This is a genomic window from Clostridium sp. DJ247, from assembly GCF_014231265.1.
The window spans coordinates 80,410-99,337 of sequence record NZ_JABAIW010000005.1 but is presented as its reverse complement, the minus strand read 5'-3'; the positions used below and the strand labels follow the sequence as shown (position 1 = coordinate 99,337).

Annotated in this window: 13 protein-coding genes and 1 pseudogene; 9 read left to right on the top strand and 5 right to left on the bottom strand. The window is 29.6% G+C overall.

What is annotated here, in order from left to right; all coding sequences use genetic code 11:
• Positions 1-2 precede the first annotated feature (2 nt).
• Positions 3-806 carry a lipid II flippase Amj family protein gene (locus HGI79_RS03690; RefSeq protein WP_185649308.1) on the top strand — a complete coding sequence of 268 codons (804 nt, stop codon included), beginning with the start codon at positions 3-5 and terminating at the stop codon, positions 804-806.
• A gap of 81 nt (positions 807-887) precedes the next feature.
• A complete protein-coding gene (locus tag HGI79_RS03685; protein ID WP_185649307.1) occupies positions 888-1,124 on the top strand; it encodes a hypothetical protein in 237 nt (78 codons plus the stop codon).
• Between the two features lie 376 nt (positions 1,125-1,500).
• Here HGI79_RS03685 and HGI79_RS23465 read toward each other — a convergent pair whose 3' ends face one another.
• A complete protein-coding gene (locus HGI79_RS23465) occupies positions 1,501-2,286 on the bottom strand; it encodes a cell wall-binding repeat-containing protein (protein WP_313885178.1) in 786 nt (261 codons plus the stop codon).
• Here HGI79_RS23465 and HGI79_RS23460 point away from each other — a divergent pair.
• Positions 2,192-2,431, top strand: coding sequence for a hypothetical protein (locus HGI79_RS23460; protein ID WP_313885177.1), 240 nt, complete (start codon positions 2,192-2,194; stop codon positions 2,429-2,431). The genes HGI79_RS23465 and HGI79_RS23460 overlap by 95 nt on opposite strands.
• Before the next feature lie 7 nt (positions 2,432-2,438).
• Here HGI79_RS23460 and HGI79_RS03675 read toward each other — a convergent pair whose 3' ends face one another.
• Positions 2,439-3,065, bottom strand: coding sequence for a cell wall-binding repeat-containing protein (locus tag HGI79_RS03675; RefSeq protein ID WP_185649306.1), 627 nt, complete (start codon positions 3,063-3,065; stop codon positions 2,439-2,441).
• Between the two features lie 233 nt (positions 3,066-3,298).
• On the bottom strand, positions 3,299-3,487 hold the full coding sequence (locus tag HGI79_RS03670; RefSeq protein WP_185649305.1) for a DUF2442 domain-containing protein: 189 nt from the start codon (positions 3,485-3,487) through the stop codon (positions 3,299-3,301).
• Between the two features lie 165 nt (positions 3,488-3,652).
• Between HGI79_RS03670 and HGI79_RS03665 the strand changes: the two genes are divergently transcribed.
• Complete coding sequence (locus HGI79_RS03665; RefSeq protein WP_207725693.1) at positions 3,653-7,000, top strand: ATP-binding protein; 3,348 nt, start codon at positions 3,653-3,655, stop codon at positions 6,998-7,000.
• Positions 7,001-7,116: 116 nt separating this feature from the next.
• Here the strand turns inward: HGI79_RS03665 and HGI79_RS03660 are convergent.
• Positions 7,117-7,842: pseudogene (locus HGI79_RS03660) on the bottom strand (asparagine synthetase B family protein); the annotation flags it as partial.
• Positions 7,843-8,525: 683 nt separating this feature from the next.
• Here HGI79_RS03660 and HGI79_RS03655 point away from each other — a divergent pair.
• On the top strand, positions 8,526-10,268 hold the full coding sequence (locus HGI79_RS03655) for a hypothetical protein (RefSeq protein ID WP_185649304.1): 1,743 nt from the start codon (positions 8,526-8,528) through the stop codon (positions 10,266-10,268).
• A gap of 44 nt (positions 10,269-10,312) precedes the next feature.
• On the opposite strand, the gene HGI79_RS03650 is transcribed toward HGI79_RS03655, so the two are convergent.
• Positions 10,313-10,528 carry a helix-turn-helix transcriptional regulator gene (locus tag HGI79_RS03650; RefSeq protein ID WP_185649303.1) on the bottom strand — a complete coding sequence of 72 codons (216 nt, stop codon included), beginning with the start codon at positions 10,526-10,528 and terminating at the stop codon, positions 10,313-10,315.
• A gap of 183 nt (positions 10,529-10,711) precedes the next feature.
• On the opposite strand from HGI79_RS03650, the gene HGI79_RS03645 reads away from it, so the two are divergent.
• The 4 genes from HGI79_RS03645 to HGI79_RS03635 all read left to right on the top strand — a co-directional run bounded on the left by HGI79_RS03645 (position 10,712) and on the right by HGI79_RS03635 (position 18,604).
• Positions 10,712-11,491, top strand: coding sequence for a ParA family protein (locus HGI79_RS03645; RefSeq protein WP_185649302.1), 780 nt, complete (start codon positions 10,712-10,714; stop codon positions 11,489-11,491).
• The gene (locus HGI79_RS03640) at positions 11,488-12,474 is read left to right on the top strand and encodes a ParB N-terminal domain-containing protein (RefSeq protein WP_185649301.1); all 987 of its coding nucleotides are present in this window, start codon (positions 11,488-11,490) and stop codon (positions 12,472-12,474) included. Before HGI79_RS03645 ends, HGI79_RS03640 begins: the two co-directional genes overlap by 4 nt.
• 752 nt (positions 12,475-13,226) lie before the next feature.
• Positions 13,227-13,595 carry a TnpV protein gene (locus tag HGI79_RS23635; RefSeq protein WP_395939502.1) on the top strand — a complete coding sequence of 123 codons (369 nt, stop codon included), beginning with the start codon at positions 13,227-13,229 and terminating at the stop codon, positions 13,593-13,595.
• Between the two features lie 53 nt (positions 13,596-13,648).
• Positions 13,649-18,604 carry a helicase-related protein gene (locus HGI79_RS03635; protein ID WP_395939501.1) on the top strand — a complete coding sequence of 1,652 codons (4,956 nt, stop codon included), beginning with the start codon at positions 13,649-13,651 and terminating at the stop codon, positions 18,602-18,604.
• The last annotated feature ends 324 nt before the right edge of the window (positions 18,605-18,928 follow it).

Here is an 18,928-nt window from a genome sequence, read left to right as displayed (position 1 = left end):
AAATGACAGTTCAAATATATTTAGTTTTTATACTAACTTTCATTATTTATATAATAGGAACATTAGCATATTCTGCAAGGATTGTAGGAGTGAGAACAGGAAGGATTGCAGTGTCTTTTGCTGTATTTAATGTTTTTATATTAATACAAAGAACAGCTAATACTCTTCAAGCACCATTACTGGCAAAAACTATTGAAAATGGTATAAATACAGGACAGTCTAATAGCTTACTATATATCTTTAGGTGGATAATTTTTTCTATTACGCTAGCTACAATAGCTGGTGCAGCTTTAATGCCAACTTTTATAAAAGTATTTAACAAATTAGTTGCATCATTTAGTATCTATCGATCCTTGCCTAAGTTAATGGTACATGCATTTTCAAAATCAGGAATTGAGCAGTTTAGGAATAGTATTTCAATTCCCAAAAAGGAAAATCTATCTGAATTAAGAAATTTTCATAAGACCCCTAGAAAGGTAATTTTACTAAATATGATTGCATTTTCTATATCTAGCGTAAGCGTTTTATCGGCGCTATATGCTGGGTGCTTAAATCCAAGTTTAAGAACTACATGCAGCACTTTATCAGCAGTGATTAATAGTGTTTCAACAATATTTATGGTTATATTTATTGATCCTTATTTATCTATGATAACAGATGATGTGATAAGAGGAGAGTGTACAGAATTAGAATTTAATCGTTGTATAATTTTTATTATTGGTGGACTAATCATTGGAAGCATAATAGCACAATTTATATTGGTTCCTGCTTCAAAGATAATAGTAGTTATTGCAAAATTACTTTAGTTACTAAATTATGCAAAAAATTTATTGCTTCGAAAAGTATTTTTGTTTATTTATATTTAGCGATAATAAAGGGGAATGAGGATGGTTAAAAATATAACTAGTAAAATAATATTAAAAGTTTTAGTAATTATGCTTACATTTTTGATAATAGTAACTGGTATTATGTATGGCAAATATGAGAATGCAAGATATGTATTCAATAGAAATTGTTATTATAGATTAGAAGATCTTCAAGGAAGCACAAATGAAATAGTAAAAAAGTTCAAAGATTCAAAGTCAGGTGAAGTAGGGGCTAAAAACCAAAAATTCCTGTCCTAGACTAAGAGAGAGTAGTATATAAATTCAGATAAGACAAAATTTTCTTATCCAATTAAAATGTAAAATCTAAGAGACTGTCATAAATGATGAGTTTTAACTTAAATTTTATGATAGCCTCCCATATTTTATTATAATCATTACAATGGAATAACAGATTGACGTTCTACCAATTCTACATCCGAAACTATATTTTGTTCCTTGCAAATTTCATTTTCAAAAGGATATGAGCATTTCTCTTGATTATATCTGCAGAGGTAAGCGATATTGTTCCAATGTCAGATGATATTGTATAAATAGAAAAGAAAGCATGTGGTTTAGAATAAAAGTATTGCACATAACCACATGCTTTCTTTTGGTTATAATTTATTGATTTTGTTTATTGTATATAGCTTTGAATTTTAAGTAGCTTACTACGCAATTTTGTGATGTCATTAACGTATGGAGTGCGTTCTTTATCTAAGTTGTATTTTAAAGTTTTTAATTCTTGGGTTAACTCCATTGCTTTATTTATATTATTTGAATTTACAGCATCTTTTATTTCAGTGCATAAGTTTATGAAGTTATCCATATAACCTATAAGAATATCCAATTTTTTTAATACAGTATCTATACCATTAATATAATCAGTTTTAAGCAATTCTGTACTGCCAGGAGATTGTAAGCTTGAAACTTGATCTTTTAAATCAAGGAATTTTTGCTTATATGTATTATTTAAGCTTTTCATATCATTCATAAGATCAATATATTTATTTAAAAAGTCAGTTAGCGCCGTTATATTATTTGATGAATTCTGATTTAAAGATTTAGCTATAGGATCAAATTTGTTCATATCTTGAACATAATTTAAGGATATATCTGCATAAGCGTTACAGTAATATGATAATTTATTTATATAATCCTTTTCTTCATCTGTTACGTTATCTGAACCTTTTAATGCATATTCTGTTAAGATATCTATAGACCCAGAACCCCCAAGAAGAGTTATATTCTTATAATGCCTAGAATCTAAATAGTCTTTTTGATCTGCAATATTTTGCCCATCTGTTAATATTATAGGTGCATTTAGTTTGGCTGCTAGGGCACTTCCTGATAATGCGTCGGGAAAGTTTTCACCATTTGCAACAATAGCGTTATCAGTGTCTAAATCAAAATATTTACATATATTTAAAGAGGTTTCATATCTAGTTTGTCCACCAATTCTTACTATATTGTTAGTATCTAGTGAAGGTACAAGAGTCTTTACCTGGTTTACAGTTTCATCTCCAACTGAAGCATTACCACCTATTACAAATAGTTTACTTGGTTGAAGATTTGTTATTGTTTCCTTGGTTGAAGATTTGTTATTGTTTCCTTGGTTTCATTTGGCAAGTTAGAAGAATTGGCCATTAGTATAGGATAACCTTTTAAGGCGGCTACACTTGAAATGCTGAGTGCATCTGCAAAACCATAGCCATTTACTAAAACAACAGGAGTACCTTTTGGTACATTCATATAGTTAACAATGGATTTATTAGTGTCAAATCTATTGCTTCCTCCAAGTCGTATAACATTGTATCCTTGCTTTTGCATATAGTTCATGAAATCATCACTTACAGAAGATTTTCCACCTAAAACATAAATATTTCCTCCTTTGTCTAAGTGAGATTGTATATATTCTATTGAGTCACTGTTATTATTTATATCGTTACTTACTAAAAGTATTGGTGCATTAAGCTTCTTTGAAAGGACACTTCCAGCTAAAGCATCAGGAAAGTTATTCCCACTGGATACAATTACATTTTGCACAGTTCCACTGCTAAAATTATTAGAAATATTAACAGAAGTTTTATACCTATCTGATCCATAAAGCCTGTTAAAACTATATCCTCCTTTTGCCTGAGTGGTTGTTGAAATACCAAATGTTAATGCTGTTATAGCAATTAAAGTAATAATTTTTTTCATGTACATCCCCCTTTTGTTGAATTAATTATTAAATCAAATTATATAATTTATTATATATTACATTATATAGTAATTTTACAGAAATGTACAGTAATATATATGTTAAAGTTACACATTGATGCAGAAAAATGAAAAATTTTATAAATAAATACAAAATTATGTCATATTCCAATATAATAAAGTATTGGTGAGGCTTTGATTCAATGATACTCTGCTAAGTATTAAAGATAATATTAATTTACTGGTTTAGAATTAAGGTAAATAGAATTCTTACATATATCTATTCTATTATTCCAGACAACATTAGAGTCAATGTTAGTATCTCTATCCCAAGCTACATTACCTGATTCGTCTATGAAAACTTCTTTAAATTTATTTAAGTCTTTTAAGATTTCAAATACTCCAAATAATTTATCCTTCATATCAGTTTATCGATTAAGCCTCTGACTTTTTTAAGGGTATTTATTATAAAAAGGATTGAAAAGATATCATATAGAATTAAACATAATTTCTTGATATACTATATATTATTAAGAAAATGTGAGCTAATCTCAATAGACAAGGATTAACAATTAAGGAGTTTTTAGATGAGTATTAAATTACCAAAGATAAAATTGTTTAGTTTACTTTCAATTACTTTAATAATACTTATATACATAATAAGCAGCAGTTTAAATGTTAATCATACGAAAAAAGCAAGGCCTGTAGCTGTAAAAGGTGTAATAGATTTAAGAAATTGGGATTTTAATAAGGATGGGCTGTTAAAGTTAGATGGACAGTGGGAATTTTACGATAAACAGCTTTTAACGCCTAAAGATTTTAGTAATAGGTCTTTAAAAAAGAGTTATAGTTATATCCCAGGTAATTTTGGTGGATACGGCTATGGAACTTATAGACTTAAAATCCTTGTCAATAGCGATGATTACCTGTATTCTGTTAAAATTGATTATATCCAAAATGCATTTCAACTGTGGGCAGACAATAAACAAGTAGCTGCTGTAGGAAAAGTAGGTAAGACACAAAATGAAATGAATCCGCAGCTATTGCCAAAGTCGGCATCTTTCTATACAGAAAATGGTGAAGTATTTTTGACGCTTCAAGTTAGTAATTTTTATGCTACTTATGGATTTATTGATACTATTTTAATGGGAGAAGCTTCAAAAATAAATAGTTATAAAGAGCGCAAGCAAGCCTTTGATATTTTCCTCTTTGGAAGTACATTAATAGCTGCAATTTATAATTTGGCTATATTTTTTAAGAGAAAGAAGGACAAGACTCCATTATATTTTGCAATAGTTTGCATTATAGTTGCTGTTAGAACATTGTTTTTAGGTGAAAGATTTATTATTTCCTTATTTCCTAACTTTAATTTTATAGTGTCAGGAAAGATAAGGATTTGGACCTTTTATTTATATATTCCTTTTATAGTATTATTTATTAACAAGAATTATGGTGAGATACTATCAAAAAGAATTTTAAAAACTTCAAACTTTTCAGCTATATTATACTTTTTGCTTGTGCTTATTTGTCCACCTAAGTATTATATTAGGTTGATAGTTCCTTTTGAAATTTATGCATTATTAATGATATTTTGCATGATGTGGAAGATATCTAAAGTATATATTAAGTCGGAAACCAGCGATTATATTGCTGTAGTAGGACTTTCTGCACTGTTTATAACAAGAATTAATGATATTTTATACGAGTACAGCATAATTATAACCAATTCCTTTGCACCCTTAGGAATATTTATATTCATAATAGCCAATTATTATGTTTTGGCAGAAAGACAATCTAAAGCTCTTTCAAGTTTTGAAGATATGAGTGAAAGACTAAAGTCTTTGAATAATTTAAAGGATGATTTTTTAGCTATAACTTCACATGAATTGAAAACGCCACTAAATGGAATAATTGGACTATCCGAAAATCTTGCTAATAAAAGCTCAAATAGTATCAGCAAGGACGATAGAAATGATTTGTTTTTAATTAAAGCAAGTGCAAGGAGATTATCGAATTTAGTTGATGATATTATAGTATTTTCCAAGCTAAGAAATAATGAAATAAAGTTAATTAGAAAACCAGTTAAGATTAATAAAATTTTAGAAATGGTAATAAAGTTTTGCCAGCCTACCATAAGTAGCAAAAATATAGAGTTAGTCAATTTAATAGATGGAGCAGTTCCTAGTATAAATGGGGACGAAAATAGAATACAGCAGATTTTTTATAATTTACTAGGTAATGCAATCAAATTTACTCAAGAAGGTAAAATAATTGTTTCTTATTCTGTAAAAGAAAATTATATGGAAATTTGCGTAGAAGATAATGGAGTTGGAATACCTGAAGAAGAAATTAGCACAATTTTTAGTATCTATGAACAAGGCCAGGGTATTTCTGAAAAATATGGAGGTACTGGCTTGGGGCTATATATAACAAAAAACTTAGTTGAGCTTCATGGTGGGAAGATAGCAGTTAGTTCCATTGTTGGTAAGAGTACTAAATTTATGTTTACGCTACCTTTATGCTCTGAAGAGGAAGCTTTGACTATTGAAAATACTGATTATATAGAAGAATCGAAGGGTGAGACTTTAAATTTATCCATAAATAAAATAACTGAAAAAATTGAAGAAAATATAAATATTAAAACTGATAAAAATTATAAAATATTGATAGTTGATGATGAATATGTAAATCTAAAGATACTAGAGGATTATGTCTCAATCTTTAGTCAGTATGTTCTAAAGGCTTCAACAGGGAAACAGGCTATAGAAATTATTGAACAAAATAAAGACTTAGATTTAGTTATTCTTGATATGATGATTCCTGACTTATTAGGCTACGAGATTTGTAATGTAATAAGAAAAAAATACTCACTTTTTGAGCTGCCTGTACTTATGATGACTGCAGACAATAGGCTGGAAAATTTAGTATTATCCTTTGAATGTGGTGCAAATGATTATTTAAGAAAGCCCTTTGGCAAACATGAACTTTTGGCAAGAGTGAATACTTTACTAACATTAAAATATTCCGTAAAGGAGGCTTTAATGTTAGTGCAGCAAGTGGCAGTGGCTAATGAAAAGATTAATACCCTAAGTCTTAAGAATAATGAAAGTACCAAAAAAGTAGAGGAGCTAATGGAGTACAATAAGTTAAAAACAGAATTCTTTACCAATATTTCTCACGAGATTAAAACGCCCCTTAACGTTATAAGTAGTACCATACAGTTATTAAAATCTTTGGATGGATCAAAGCAACTAGGTGATGAGAGAATAAAATATTATTTTGATATAATAAACCAAAATTCATTCAGGCTTCTTAGATTAATTAACAATCTAATAGATACTACAAAAATAGATGGAAACTATTTAAGTCTTCATTTAGTCAGCGGAAATATAATATATGTAATTGAAGAATTAGTTCAATCTGTTGCAGCTTTTATAAATTCACATGGTATAAATATAATTTTTGATACAGAAATAGAGGAAAAAATTATTTTATTTGATGAGGAAAAAATTGAAAGAATTATTTTAAATCTTTTATCTAATGCGGTGAAATTTACTAATGATAATGGAAGCATATTTGTTAATATTTACGACAAAGGATATTTCATAGAAATTTCTGTAAGAGATACAGGAATTGGTATACCTAAAAACAAGTTAGACTTTATATTTGAGAGATTTGCTCAAGTTGATAAGTCTACAACTAGAAAAAAAGAAGGAAGTGGGATAGGTCTTGCTCTAGTAAAATCACTTGTTGAAATGCATGGCGGAACTATTTGTGTCAAAAGTGAGCTAGGCAAGGGAAGCGAGTTTATAGTAACGCTGCCTGTAAAAACATCGAATACCGGAGAAGTAGAAAGTAACATGACAAGTAAAGAGTTTTCTAAATCAAAATATGGAGAAAATCTGCAAATTGAGTTTTCTGATATATATATTTAAATAAATTTAGATGCTAAGAAGTAGGTATTTTTGTAAGACGCCAGCTTCTTAGCATTTACATTATTATCTATTTAGTTTTACATAAACCTATGGATGTTCTCCTTGCTTTATTTTTATTATAATTCTATTTTAACATTATATTCCTTAAGCCAAGTATTAACCTGAATTAGATAGGCCAATAACTGAGGTCCTCTCATAAGCTGACCAAACCAAGGAGCTTTAAAGGAAGAACCACCTGTTTCGATTAATGTTTCCACAGCTTTTCTATCTATTAAGTCAAGAATTGGTGAGGATTTATCCTCTACGATTTGTCTCATCCAATTTTGAACTATGCTAGTATACTCAGGGTTATGAGTCTTAGGATAAGGACTCTTTTTTCTTTCAATAATGTCATCAGGGAGAATACCCTTTAGGGCTTTTCTTAATAAGCCTTTTTCTCTGTCATTATAGAATTTTATTTCAGATGGAATATTGAATGCATATTCTACTAATCTCTGATCTGCAAAGGGAACTCTTACTTCAAGACTATTGGACATACTCATACGGTCTTTTCTGTTTAGAAGTGTAATCATAAACCATTTAATGTTAAGATAAAATAACTCTCTCATACGATGCTCTTGTTTAGATTCGCCATCTAGGTGAGGAACTTGTTTTATAGTACCTTGATACTGTTCATTTAAAAATCCTTCTAAGTCTAAGGATTTTAATTGGTCTGATAGAATTTCTTTTCTTGCATTTACTGATTTTGACCAAGGGAAGGTATTTGCATTGATGTCTTCAGGCCTTCTATACCAAGGGTATCCACCAAAGATTTCATCTGCACACTCACCTGATAGTGCTAATTCAATGATGTTTATTATTTTGTTAATTTAAGCTTAATTTTTACACAGTATTAATATATGCTATTTATATAGTTATATTATATATAATTACTTGGTAATAGTGTACTTTTTGAGGTTATATTATTCCAAGATACATTTATAAAAAAAATTATTCTAAAAAATATAGAGTGATGAGCTTTAAGGGAGTAGTATTTTCAAATCGTCTATTTTGTAATATTGAGAATTCCTTTTAAAAATAAGTTGTAATGTATTGAGGGTAGATATGTTTTTGAATCTTATACATGCGGAGTGTGTGGTAGGAATACTTCGCAAAGATTCCGTGTAATACTTGAATTTATATACTTTACAAGCTTTTTTAATTTTAATACAAAAGGTGATGATTTTAGAAATAAAGAAGTCATTCATGGTGTTGTTAGATATGTGATGTAATATAGTAAGGATAGAAAAATAGTATGCTTAGTATTAAAAAGTTCAAATCTTAAGATTTGAACTTTTTATTCAATTTAATTGGTTTTATTTATATTTACAATACATTGAATTAATTTACAAAATGTACTAATATATTTACATAAGCGCATACAAATTAGTTTTATTTTTAAATATATTGTAAATAAAGGTACAATAATAAGTTAATTTTAAATAGGTAACTATTTTTATATAATATTTTAAGAGTGGAGAAAAGCATGAAAAGAATAAAATCAATTAAGATTGAAAATGTAAGAGGCATAGGTAATAAAGAGTTTGTACTCGACTTAATTCCTAACAAACCAAGTATAATGGTTGCACCTAATGGATTTGGAAAGAGTTCTTTTGCTGCAGCTTTCAATAATATTAATTCTAATGGCATTAGGTTAGATAAAGATGCTTTCTATAATAATGATGAAGCAAATAAACCTAAGGTTACTATTTCTATAATTGAAAATGATAATAGTGAAAATATAGTGGAAGCTACTGAAAATTCAAATAAAATTAAAAATGAATTCGATATATTTGTTATTAACAGTCAATTAATACCAAAAGCTAAGAAGTTAAAAATATCTGGTAAAACTATAGCTAGTCCATCTCTAGAAGTTACACCAATTTGCTTGATTGAAAGTGTTCCACCAAAAGTTAAATTTAAGTATTCTATAAAAGATATTAAGAATAAATTTGGATGTAATGGGAAAATATTAGGTAACATCAATTGTATTTTAGAAAATATGGACTTGATTGTTGAACTTAAAGATAACATTGATTTTTCTAAATTTTCAGGGGTTAGAATTAAAAAGAAGTTAGAAAAATTTAATGAAGAAGTAAACTTATTAAAAGGAAATAGTGAAAAAATAGTAGAGAAAATCGAAAAAAAATACTTGTCTATATTAAAAGAGATAAACGATATAAATAAAATTGTAGCAATAATTAAAAAACACGATAAAACATTCGAGAGTGAAGTGGCACTTTATCTTTCTACTATTCAGTTAATTAGTATATATAATGAAGATAGTAAAGAATTTAATTCTGTATGTGTATATTATGATTACTTAATTGAAAAAAAAAAATTAGATATGAATTTTAATTTTTTTAGATCTACATGGAAAAACATAAGGCCAAAAGAGGTTCCAGGTAAAGGTGTAATGATTGAATTTCCAAAAGCTAATCAGATTTCTAACGGAGAGAGGGATGTAATATCTTTCGTGGCACTATTACTGAAAGCAAAAAGAAAACTCAAGAAAGAAAAATGTATTTTAGTAATTGATGAAGTATTTGATTATTTAGATGATGCTAATTTAATATCAGCTCAATATTATATCACTCAATTTATTAAAGAATATAAGGAGTCAGGGAAAATATTATTTCCATTAATAATGACTCATCTAAATCCATATTATTTTAGAAATTTTTTATTTAAAAATCAACATGTATATTACCTAGATAAAAATAACATTGGAATTAATGAATCAATTAAGAATATATTATTAAAAAGGAAAAACGTATCTATTGAAAATGAAATTAGTCATAATTTTTTGCATTATGCTCCAGAAAATGTAGATATAAAAGAGCAATTTAAATTGCTGGGATTAAATGAAAAACTAGGAAGTTCTCTAGATTTTAAAAATTTTGTTTATAATAAATTGGACAAGTATGTTAATGAGAATACAGAAATTGATATTCTATCAGTATGTTGTGCAGTAAGATTAAAAGTTGAAGAAAATATTTATAATTTGATTCAAAATGAAGATGATAAAAAAGAATTTATTAGAACACATTGTACTACTGAAAAATTGAGATTTGCTGAAGAGAAAGGTGTAGTTGTTCCTGATATTTATTTTTTACTAGGTATAATATATAATGAAGCAATGCATATTGATAATAATATCGATAAGTTAACTCCTATTAGTTGTAAATTGAAAAATCTTACAATTAAAAACATGATAAAGCAGATATAAGTTTAAAAAGCTATGAGTTAAAGATTAGAACTCATAGCCTTTTACTATATTTTATCCCCATCCTCAAAAACAAAATAACCTTCAAATTTACACCCAAGAGCTTCAGCAATTTGCTGGAGTTCTTTTTCTGAAAAATTATCACGAGTAAGTTTGTTGGATAAATTTTGATTAGTAGTTCCAATTAATTCTGCAAGCTCAGATATAGTAATTTTTTTACGTTTTATTAAAATACGAATTTTTTCCCCCATTGTTAAAGACATATAGTTTCACCATCCTTATTAACAATATACACTTTTAAGTGTGATTTATCAATAAATACAAATAAAACCAAACTAAATAGTTTGATATTTCTTGTAATAATAAACTTTAAAGTGTATTATTAAACTATAAAGTGTGAAATATAAGAATGAAAAAAATAAATTTAGCAAGGTGGAGGATAAAATATGAGCAAAGTAATAGCAATCGTTAATCAAAAAGGGGGAGTAGCGAAAACTGTAACAGCTTTAAATTTAGGATATGCTCTGTCAGAAATGAGAAAGAAAGTTTTACTGATAGATTTTGACCCTCAGAGCAGTTTAACTGTATGTTTTGGCTATGACAACACTGATAATATCAACACAACAATTTATAATCTGATGGCACTGGCTATTGAAGAAAAAAATCTACCTGAAAAAGATGAATATATTCTTTCAGTAGGAAACATTGATCTTATTCCTTGTAACTTGGAATTATCGGCAATAGAAATAGCTCTTGTTAATGTTATGAGTAGAGAGCTTGTTTTAAAGTCTATCGTTGATGAAATTAAAGAAGCTTATGATTATGTTATTATTGACTGTTCTCCATCACTTGGAATGCTAACAATTAATGCTCTTGCAGCCTGTGATAGTGTTATTATACCTGTTACTCCTCAATATCTTTCTGCTAAAGGTTTGGAGTTGTTATTAAGAAATATCATAAGGGTAAAAAAGAGAATTAACCCTAAAATAGAAGTGGATGGAATACTTCTTACCATGTATGCAGAAAGGATGAAACTATCAAAGGAAGTGCTATCAATTATACAAGAAGCATATGGGAATAGTGTTAACATATTTAATAGCAAGATACCAACATCAGTAAAGGTTGGAGAAGCTAATATGAAAAGTAAAAGTACCATAGAATATGATCCTAAGAATAAAGTATCAATAGCATATGAGGAGTTTGCAAGGGAGGTTGTGTTAATATGAGTGAGAAAAAGTTAATGAGTTTGGCAGATATGTTTGGAGAAAATACTGAGGAAAAAGAGGTTACTAATCAAACTGAAATTGACATATCAAAGCTTGTATCCTTTGAAAACCACCCTTTTAAATTATATGATGGTGAACGCTTTGAAAATATAGTACGAAGTATTAGGGAACTTGGAGTTATTGTTCCTGTTATTGTAAGACCTAAAGGTGAAGAATTTGAAATTTTATCAGGTCATAACAGGGTTAATGCTGCTAAAACAGCAGGACTATTGAAAGTACCAGTAATAATTAAAGAAAACCTTGAAGATGAAGAAGCAATGCTTATTGTAACTGAAACAAACCTTATGCAACGTTCTTTTAGTGATATGCTTCATTCTGAAAGAGCAACGGCATTAGAGCAGCATCATAAGGCACTATCTTCACAAGGAAAAAGAACAGATATTTTAAAAGAGATAGAAACACTGCTAAAAGCTGATGAAATCAAGGATGATGAAACTTCTCGACAAGTTGGCGAGAAGTTGACAAGTGCGGATGAAACAGGAAAAACTTATAATCTTTCAGGTAGATCAGTATCAAGATATTTAAGGATATGCAATCTTATAAAGAATTTAAAAGACCGATTAGATATGGAAGAAATACCTTTTATAGCTTCAGTAACTCTTTCATATCTAACAGAAGAAGAACAATATATTGTAGAACTTATTATTTCTGAGCATAACTTCAAAGTAGATATGAAAAAAGCAGAAGCACTTAGGAATTACTCAGAAAGCAAAAAGTTAGATGAAGAAACAGCTTATGCAATTCTTTCAGGAGAATTAAATAAGAAGGAAAAGGTAAATAAGCCAGCATCTATTAAATTAAAACCTAAGCTTATCAGTAAATTCTTTACACCTGAAACAAAGCAGTCTGAAATTGAAGATGTTATTGAAAAAGCTTTGGAATTATATTTTAAGTCACAAGGGAAGGAGGTTTTGAATGAGTAGATTCAAAGAAGTAAAAGAAATTTATGAAAAGATAACTGATATTGTAACAGGAAGTAAGCCGGAGTGGAAAGACTTTTTAAGCTTTGCATCAAGGATTTACAAATACAATTTTGACAATGCTATATTAATTTATGCCCAAAGACCAGATGCAACAATGGTTGCTAATATGGAAATCTGGAATAGAAAGATAGGAAGATATATTAATAAAGGAACAAGGAGTATTGCGGTTTTTGATACTTCTAAATCTAATTTAGAGCTTCAGTACTTATTTGATGTTAAAGACACTAATGGTGAACCACATACAATTCCTAAGCTATGGAGTTTAAATGATAATATTACTCCTTCACTTGTAGACAAGCTTAATAAAAAATATGACCTTTCTTATAATAATTTAGATAGCATAATTGGAGAATTGGTTGAAATGGAGGTCAATGCAAACCTAGAAAATAGCTTTGCAGACTTTGAAAATGATACCCAAAACACATGGCTTCAAGATTTACCTATTGAGGGGCTTATAAGCTGTTTTACTCAAACTATTATTGAAAGTACTCATTATATGGTAGCTAAAAGGTGTGGTATAGAATCTCCTATTTACAATGATGATAATAGCTTTAGATTGATTACACATTTTAATACACTGGCACTTACTTTTCGATTAGGCAGTGCGGTTTGTAGTGTGTCCCAAGAAATTCTAAGAGAAATTGAAAGTGAAGTAAACCAAATTATTAGAGAAAAAAGGAGCGAGAGAAATAATGAAAGAAGCATTAAAAATGAATTACAAGGAAGTCGAGGGGATACTTTATCCAGAGATTCAAATATCCAAGGACAAGAAAGCAGACGTGAAACTATTAGGGAAATACGGACAGATGGCACTAAGTTATCTGAAGGAAAATCATCCGAACAGATACAGCCTACTTCTAGCGAAGGGGGAACTGATGCCAACTATGCACAAGGTGAACAAGGAAGCCTATGGGAAACTGGAGTTAATAATGGAACAGATGTTGAAAACAAATCCAATACCAAATCCAGAGAACACCATGGAGAGCTTCAAGTACAGGGAACAAGTGAAACAGACAGCAGAAGAAATAGTTCTACTGGAGATAGTGTACCAAGTCAGATAGAAAATAAAATACAAACTAACGTTATTGAGTCACTTAATGGTGGCTCTTTTTTTATGCCAGAAAATAATCAAAACAATATTGATTTAGCAGAAGAAGTTAAAGGTAATGAAGAAGATATTGTTTTAGAAGAAGTTAAAACAAATGAAGAAAAGGAAACTATAGAAAAACATAAACCTATAAATTATAAATATAGTCCAGAAGATGAAATTGGAGTTGGTGGGCTTAAAACAAAGTTTAGAAATAATGTAGAGGCAATAAAAACTTTAAAGGTTATTGAAGGAGAAAATAGACTTGCAACGATTGACGAGCAAAAGATACTTGCAAAGTATGTTGGATGGGGTGGTATGCCACAAGCTTTTGATATAAATGCAGGTGGGTGGAATAGTGAATATGCAGAGCTTAAAGCTTTATTAACACCTGAGGAATATTCATCAGCTAGAGCATCTACACCTAATGCTCATTATACTTCACCAATAGTTATTGAGGCTATGTATAAAGCACTTGAGAGATTTGGATTTAAGTCAGGTAATATATTAGAGCCATCTATGGGGGTAGGAAATTTCTTTTCTACTTTACCAGAAAGTATGGAAGGCTCAAAACTTTATGGAGTAGAGCTTGATGATATATCAGGAAGAATATCAAAGCAGCTATACCAGAAGGCAAATATTAAAATTCAAGGCTTTGAAGAAACTAACTATCCAGATAATTTCTTTGATGTAGCTATTGGAAATGTTCCTTTTGGAGATTACAAACTCCATGATCCAAATTATGATAAGCAAAATTTCTTAATCCATGATTATTTCTTTGCCAAGGCTTTAGATAAAGTAAGACCAGGAGGAATAGTTGCCTTTGTTACCAGTAAAGGAACTCTTGATAAAGAAAATAGCTCAGTAAGAAAATACCTCGCTGAAAGAGCTGATTTAATAGGAGCAATAAGGCTTCCAAACACAGCCTTTAAAACAAATGCAAATACTGATGTTACAACGGATATTATATTTTTGCAAAAACGTGAAAGGGTATCAGTAAATGAACCTAACTGGCTGCATGTAGGATTAACAGAGGATAAAGTTCCTGTAAATGAGTATTTTATTGATAACCCTGATATGCTTCTTGGAAAAATGCTTTTTGACCAAAGAATGTATGGGGAAGGAAGTAAGTATACAGCATTATTTAATGAGGATGAAAACTTTGACCTTAAAGAATCACTGCATAAGACTATTGAAAATCTTAATGCTGATATAGGTAGTTATGAGAGAGAAGATATTAATTCACAAGATGAAATACCTGCTGACCCTAATATAAGGAATTACACATACACTTTTGTTGGAGATAACTTATATTATCGTGAAAATGCTTCCATGAGAAGGATTGATGAAATAGGTAAAACATTGGAACGTATTAAAGGGCTTCATGGTATTAGAGAAATTACAAGAGAAATTATTGATATTCAAACCAATGGATGTACTGAAACAGAATTAAAGGAAAAGCAAGCTATTTTAAATAGCAATTATGATAGCTTTGTTAAAAAATATGGTTATATTACTTCAAGAGCTAATAATACAGCTTTTAGAGATGATAATGATTATCCTCTTTTATGTTCATTAGAAGTTGTTGATGAAGCTAATAAAGTTACCAAGGCTGATATGTTTACAAAGCAGACAATTAGACCACTAGAGAAAATTACAGAAGTTGATACAGCTATTGAAGCACTAACTGTAAGCTTAAATGAAAAAGGTAAGGTGGACTTGTCTTTAATGTTAGAGCTTTATGATAGTACACCAGAAAATATTATAGAAGAGTTAAAAGGACAAATCTTTTTAAATCCTGAACATTATTATAAGGATGATATTTTAAAAGGATGGGAACCACAAGATGAATATTTAAGTGGAAATGTAAGGCAAAAACTTAGAATTGCTAAAGTATATGCAGAAACTAATGGAGCATTATTTGCAGGTAATGTAATAGCTTTAGAGCAAGTGCAACCTAAGGAACTTGAAGCTAGTGAAATTGATATTAGACTTGGTACTACTTGGATTGAAGAAAGTGATATGGAAAAATTTATTTATGAAACTTTAGGAACACCAAGATACTTTCAAAATTCAAATTCACGATATTCAAATAATGAAATAAAAGTTCATTACAATAATTATAATGCTTCTTGGAGTATAGAAAACAAAGGTGCAGATGGTAATTCTATAGCAGCCACAGAAACCTTTGGAACAAAGAGAATTAACGCTTATTATATCAGTGAGGAAAGTTTAAATCTTAGAACGGTTACCGTAAAAGATAGAATAGAAGATGGTGATACTGTAAGATATGTTTTAAATCAAAAGGAAACAATGCTGGCAAGAGAAAAACAAAATCAATTAAAGGAAGAGTTTAAAAACTGGTTATTCAGAGATCCAGACAGAAGAAAGAAATATGTTGATTTTTATAATGAAAATTTTAATAACATCAGATTAAGAGAGTATGATGGTTCACATCTTACTTTTCCAGGAATGAATCCTGATATTAAACTTAGGAAACACCAAGTAAATGCCATAGCAAGAATTCTTTATGGAGGAAGTACATTACTTGCCCACTGTGTTGGTGCAGGGAAAAGCTTTGAAATGATAGCAAGTGGTATGGAACTTAAAAGATTAGGACTTGCTAAGAAGAGTATATTTGTAGTACCTAACCATTTAACAGAGCAGATGAGAGCAGAGTTTTTAAGACTTTATCCATCAGCCAACATTCTTGTAACTACTAAAAAGGATTTTCAAAAGCAAAATAGAAGAAAGTTTGTAAGTAGAATTGCTACAGGAGCTTATGATGCAATTATTATTGGGCATAGTCAATTTGAGAAAATACCAATATCTAAGGAAAGACAGGAGAGAATGTTAAATTATCAGATTGAGCAAATGACTTATGCTATTGAGCAAACTAAAAGGGAGCGTGGTGAAAACTGGTCTATAAAGCAAATGGAGAAGTTTAAAAAGGGGCTTGAAAGTGAACTAAAAGCGTTATTAGATGCTTCTAAAAAAGATGATGTTATTAATTTTGAGGAACTAGGTATTGATTGTATGTTTGTAGATGAAGCACATTATTATAAAAACTGTGCAGTATTCTCTAAAATGCGTAATGTTGCAGGCATTTCAAATACTAGAGCTAAAAAGGCAAGCGATATGTTAATGAAGTGTCAGTATATCAATGAAGTTAATGATGGCAAAGGAGTAATTTTTGCCACAGGAACTCCTATTTCAAACTCTATGACTGAGATGTATGTTATGCAAAGATATCTTCAAAACCATGAGTTAGAAAGACGAGGTATTCATCATTTTGATGCTTGGGCAGCAAGCTTTGGTGAAGTTGTTTCATCTCTTGAACTTGCACCAGAAGGGACAGGTTATAGATTTAGAAGTAGATTTTCTAAATTTACAAATTTACCAGAGCTAATGACTTTATTTAAGAATATAGCAGACGTGCAAACATCAGATATGCTGCAACTTCCAATACCAAAATTAAAAGATGATAAATATATCCTTGCAGCTTCAGAGCCAAATGAGTTTATTCAAGATGCGATGATGGAGTTTGTGGAAAGAGCAGAGAGAATAAGAAATGGTATGGTGGATCCTTCTCGTGATAATATGCTTAAAATTACAAATGAAGCAAGATTACTTGGTACAGATCCAAGGCTTTTAGATATAAATGCTGTAAATGATCCTGCTTCTAAGGTTAACCAATGTATAGAAAATATTTATGAAGAATACTTAAAATCACAGGATATAAAAGGAGCTCAAATAGTCTTTTGTGATGTAGGAACGCCTAATAGTGATAGGCGTTTTTCAGTTTATGATTATGTAAAACAAGAGCTTGTAAGGCGAGGAATTACAGAAGATGAAGTTTGTTTTATTCATGATGCTAAAAATGAAATTCAACGTGAGCAAATATTTTCTGATATGAGGTCAGGAAATAAAAGAGTAATTATAGGAAGCACACCTAAGATGGGGACAGGAACCAATATTCAAGATAGACTTATAGCACTTCACCATTTAGATTGTCCTTATAGACCAAGTGATATTGAGCAGCGTGAGGGAAGAATTTTAAGACAAGGGAATATGAATAGTGAAGTTAATATTTATAGGTATGTTACTAAGAATACCTTTGATTCTTACTTGTGGCAGATAGTTGAACAAAAACAAAAATTTATTTCTCAAATTATGACTTCAAAATCCGTTGCAAGAAATTGTGAGGATGTAGATGAAACAGTGCTTTCTTATGCAGAAGTAAAAGCTCTTGCAACAGGTAATCCATTGATTAAAGAAAAGATGGATATTGATAACGAAGTATCAAGACTTAGAGTATTAAAATCTGCCTATGATAATCAAAAATATACTATGCAGGATAACTTTACTTTTAAATATCCTAAGATTATAAATGAAGCAAAACAGCAGCTTGAATGTGTTATTAAGGATATTAATAGACGTGATATGAGCATAAGTAAAGACTTTTCAATTACTCTTAATGGTAAGTTATTTGATGAGAGAGAAAAGGCAGGCACAATGCTTGAAGCTTTATCCTCAAAAGTTGCAAAAGGAGAAGAACGTCATATTGGTACTTTTAGAGGTTTTGATTTAATGTTAAGAAGAAATGTATTTTATGAAAAAGTAGACCTTATACTTCATGGCAACTCAAAATATACTGTAGAACTTGGAGATAGTGCACATGGGAATATGATAAGGGTTGAAAATGCTCTAAATAATCTTGAAAATAAGTTAAACAGAATTGAATGTAAAATTGAAGAGTATCAAAGAAACCTACAGCAATCCAAGATTGAATATGAAAAGCCATTTCAGTATGAAGAAGAACTAAAGGTAAGGCTTGCAAGGCAATTTGAACTTAATACACTTCTTGATATGAACAAAAAATGTGAGGAAGTTTTAGCAGATGAAGATACCTTTACTGATAAAAAAGAAGAAACAAATGAAATTGAAAATGATGAAGAAGAAATGGATGAAATGGCGGTATAAATTTTCAGATGACTGGATATTTTTAAAAGAAAGTTATATAATTATGTATAGTTAAATTTGTTTGCCAAGGTCGTGGGTTCGAGTCCTTCACTCCCCGCACTAACAACCATAAGTATTTATATTCTCATTTTAATTGGAGAATCAACAGTTAGGTCTACCATTGGTAACTTAATTACAATTCTCAAGGATAAATACGAAGGGAAGTGGTGTTTTGTGAATATTTTATTCATAATAATAGCTCTATGCGGTATTTACGGGGAGTTAGCTCAGTTGGTAGAGCATGTGATAAAGTAGATCGCAGCGTAGAGCTTAACCAAATAATGA

Excerpts from the sequence above, each read along its gene's own strand:
- HGI79_RS03645 (WP_185649302.1), top strand. The coding sequence starts at position 10,712 with ATGAGCAAAGTAATAGCAATCGTTAATCAAAAAGGGGGAGTAGCGAAA.
- HGI79_RS03675 (WP_185649306.1), bottom strand. The coding sequence starts at position 3,065 with ATGAAAAAAATTATTACTTTAATTGCTATAACAGCATTAACATTTGGT.
- HGI79_RS03655 (WP_185649304.1), top strand. The coding sequence starts at position 8,526 with ATGAAAAGAATAAAATCAATTAAGATTGAAAATGTAAGAGGCATAGGT.
- HGI79_RS03690 (WP_185649308.1), top strand. The coding sequence starts at position 3 with ATGACAGTTCAAATATATTTAGTTTTTATACTAACTTTCATTATTTAT.
- HGI79_RS23635 (WP_395939502.1), top strand. The coding sequence starts at position 13,227 with ATGAAAGAAGCATTAAAAATGAATTACAAGGAAGTCGAGGGGATACTT.
- HGI79_RS03670 (WP_185649305.1), bottom strand. The coding sequence starts at position 3,487 with ATGAAGGATAAATTATTTGGAGTATTTGAAATCTTAAAAGACTTAAAT.
- HGI79_RS03635 (WP_395939501.1), top strand. The coding sequence starts at position 13,649 with ATGCCAGAAAATAATCAAAACAATATTGATTTAGCAGAAGAAGTTAAA.
- HGI79_RS03650 (WP_185649303.1), bottom strand. The coding sequence starts at position 10,528 with ATGTCTTTAACAATGGGGGAAAAAATTCGTATTTTAATAAAACGTAAA.
- HGI79_RS03665 (WP_207725693.1), top strand. The coding sequence starts at position 3,653 with ATGAGTATTAAATTACCAAAGATAAAATTGTTTAGTTTACTTTCAATT.
- HGI79_RS03640 (WP_185649301.1), top strand. The coding sequence starts at position 11,488 with ATGAGTGAGAAAAAGTTAATGAGTTTGGCAGATATGTTTGGAGAAAAT.
- HGI79_RS03685 (WP_185649307.1), top strand. The coding sequence starts at position 888 with ATGGTTAAAAATATAACTAGTAAAATAATATTAAAAGTTTTAGTAATT.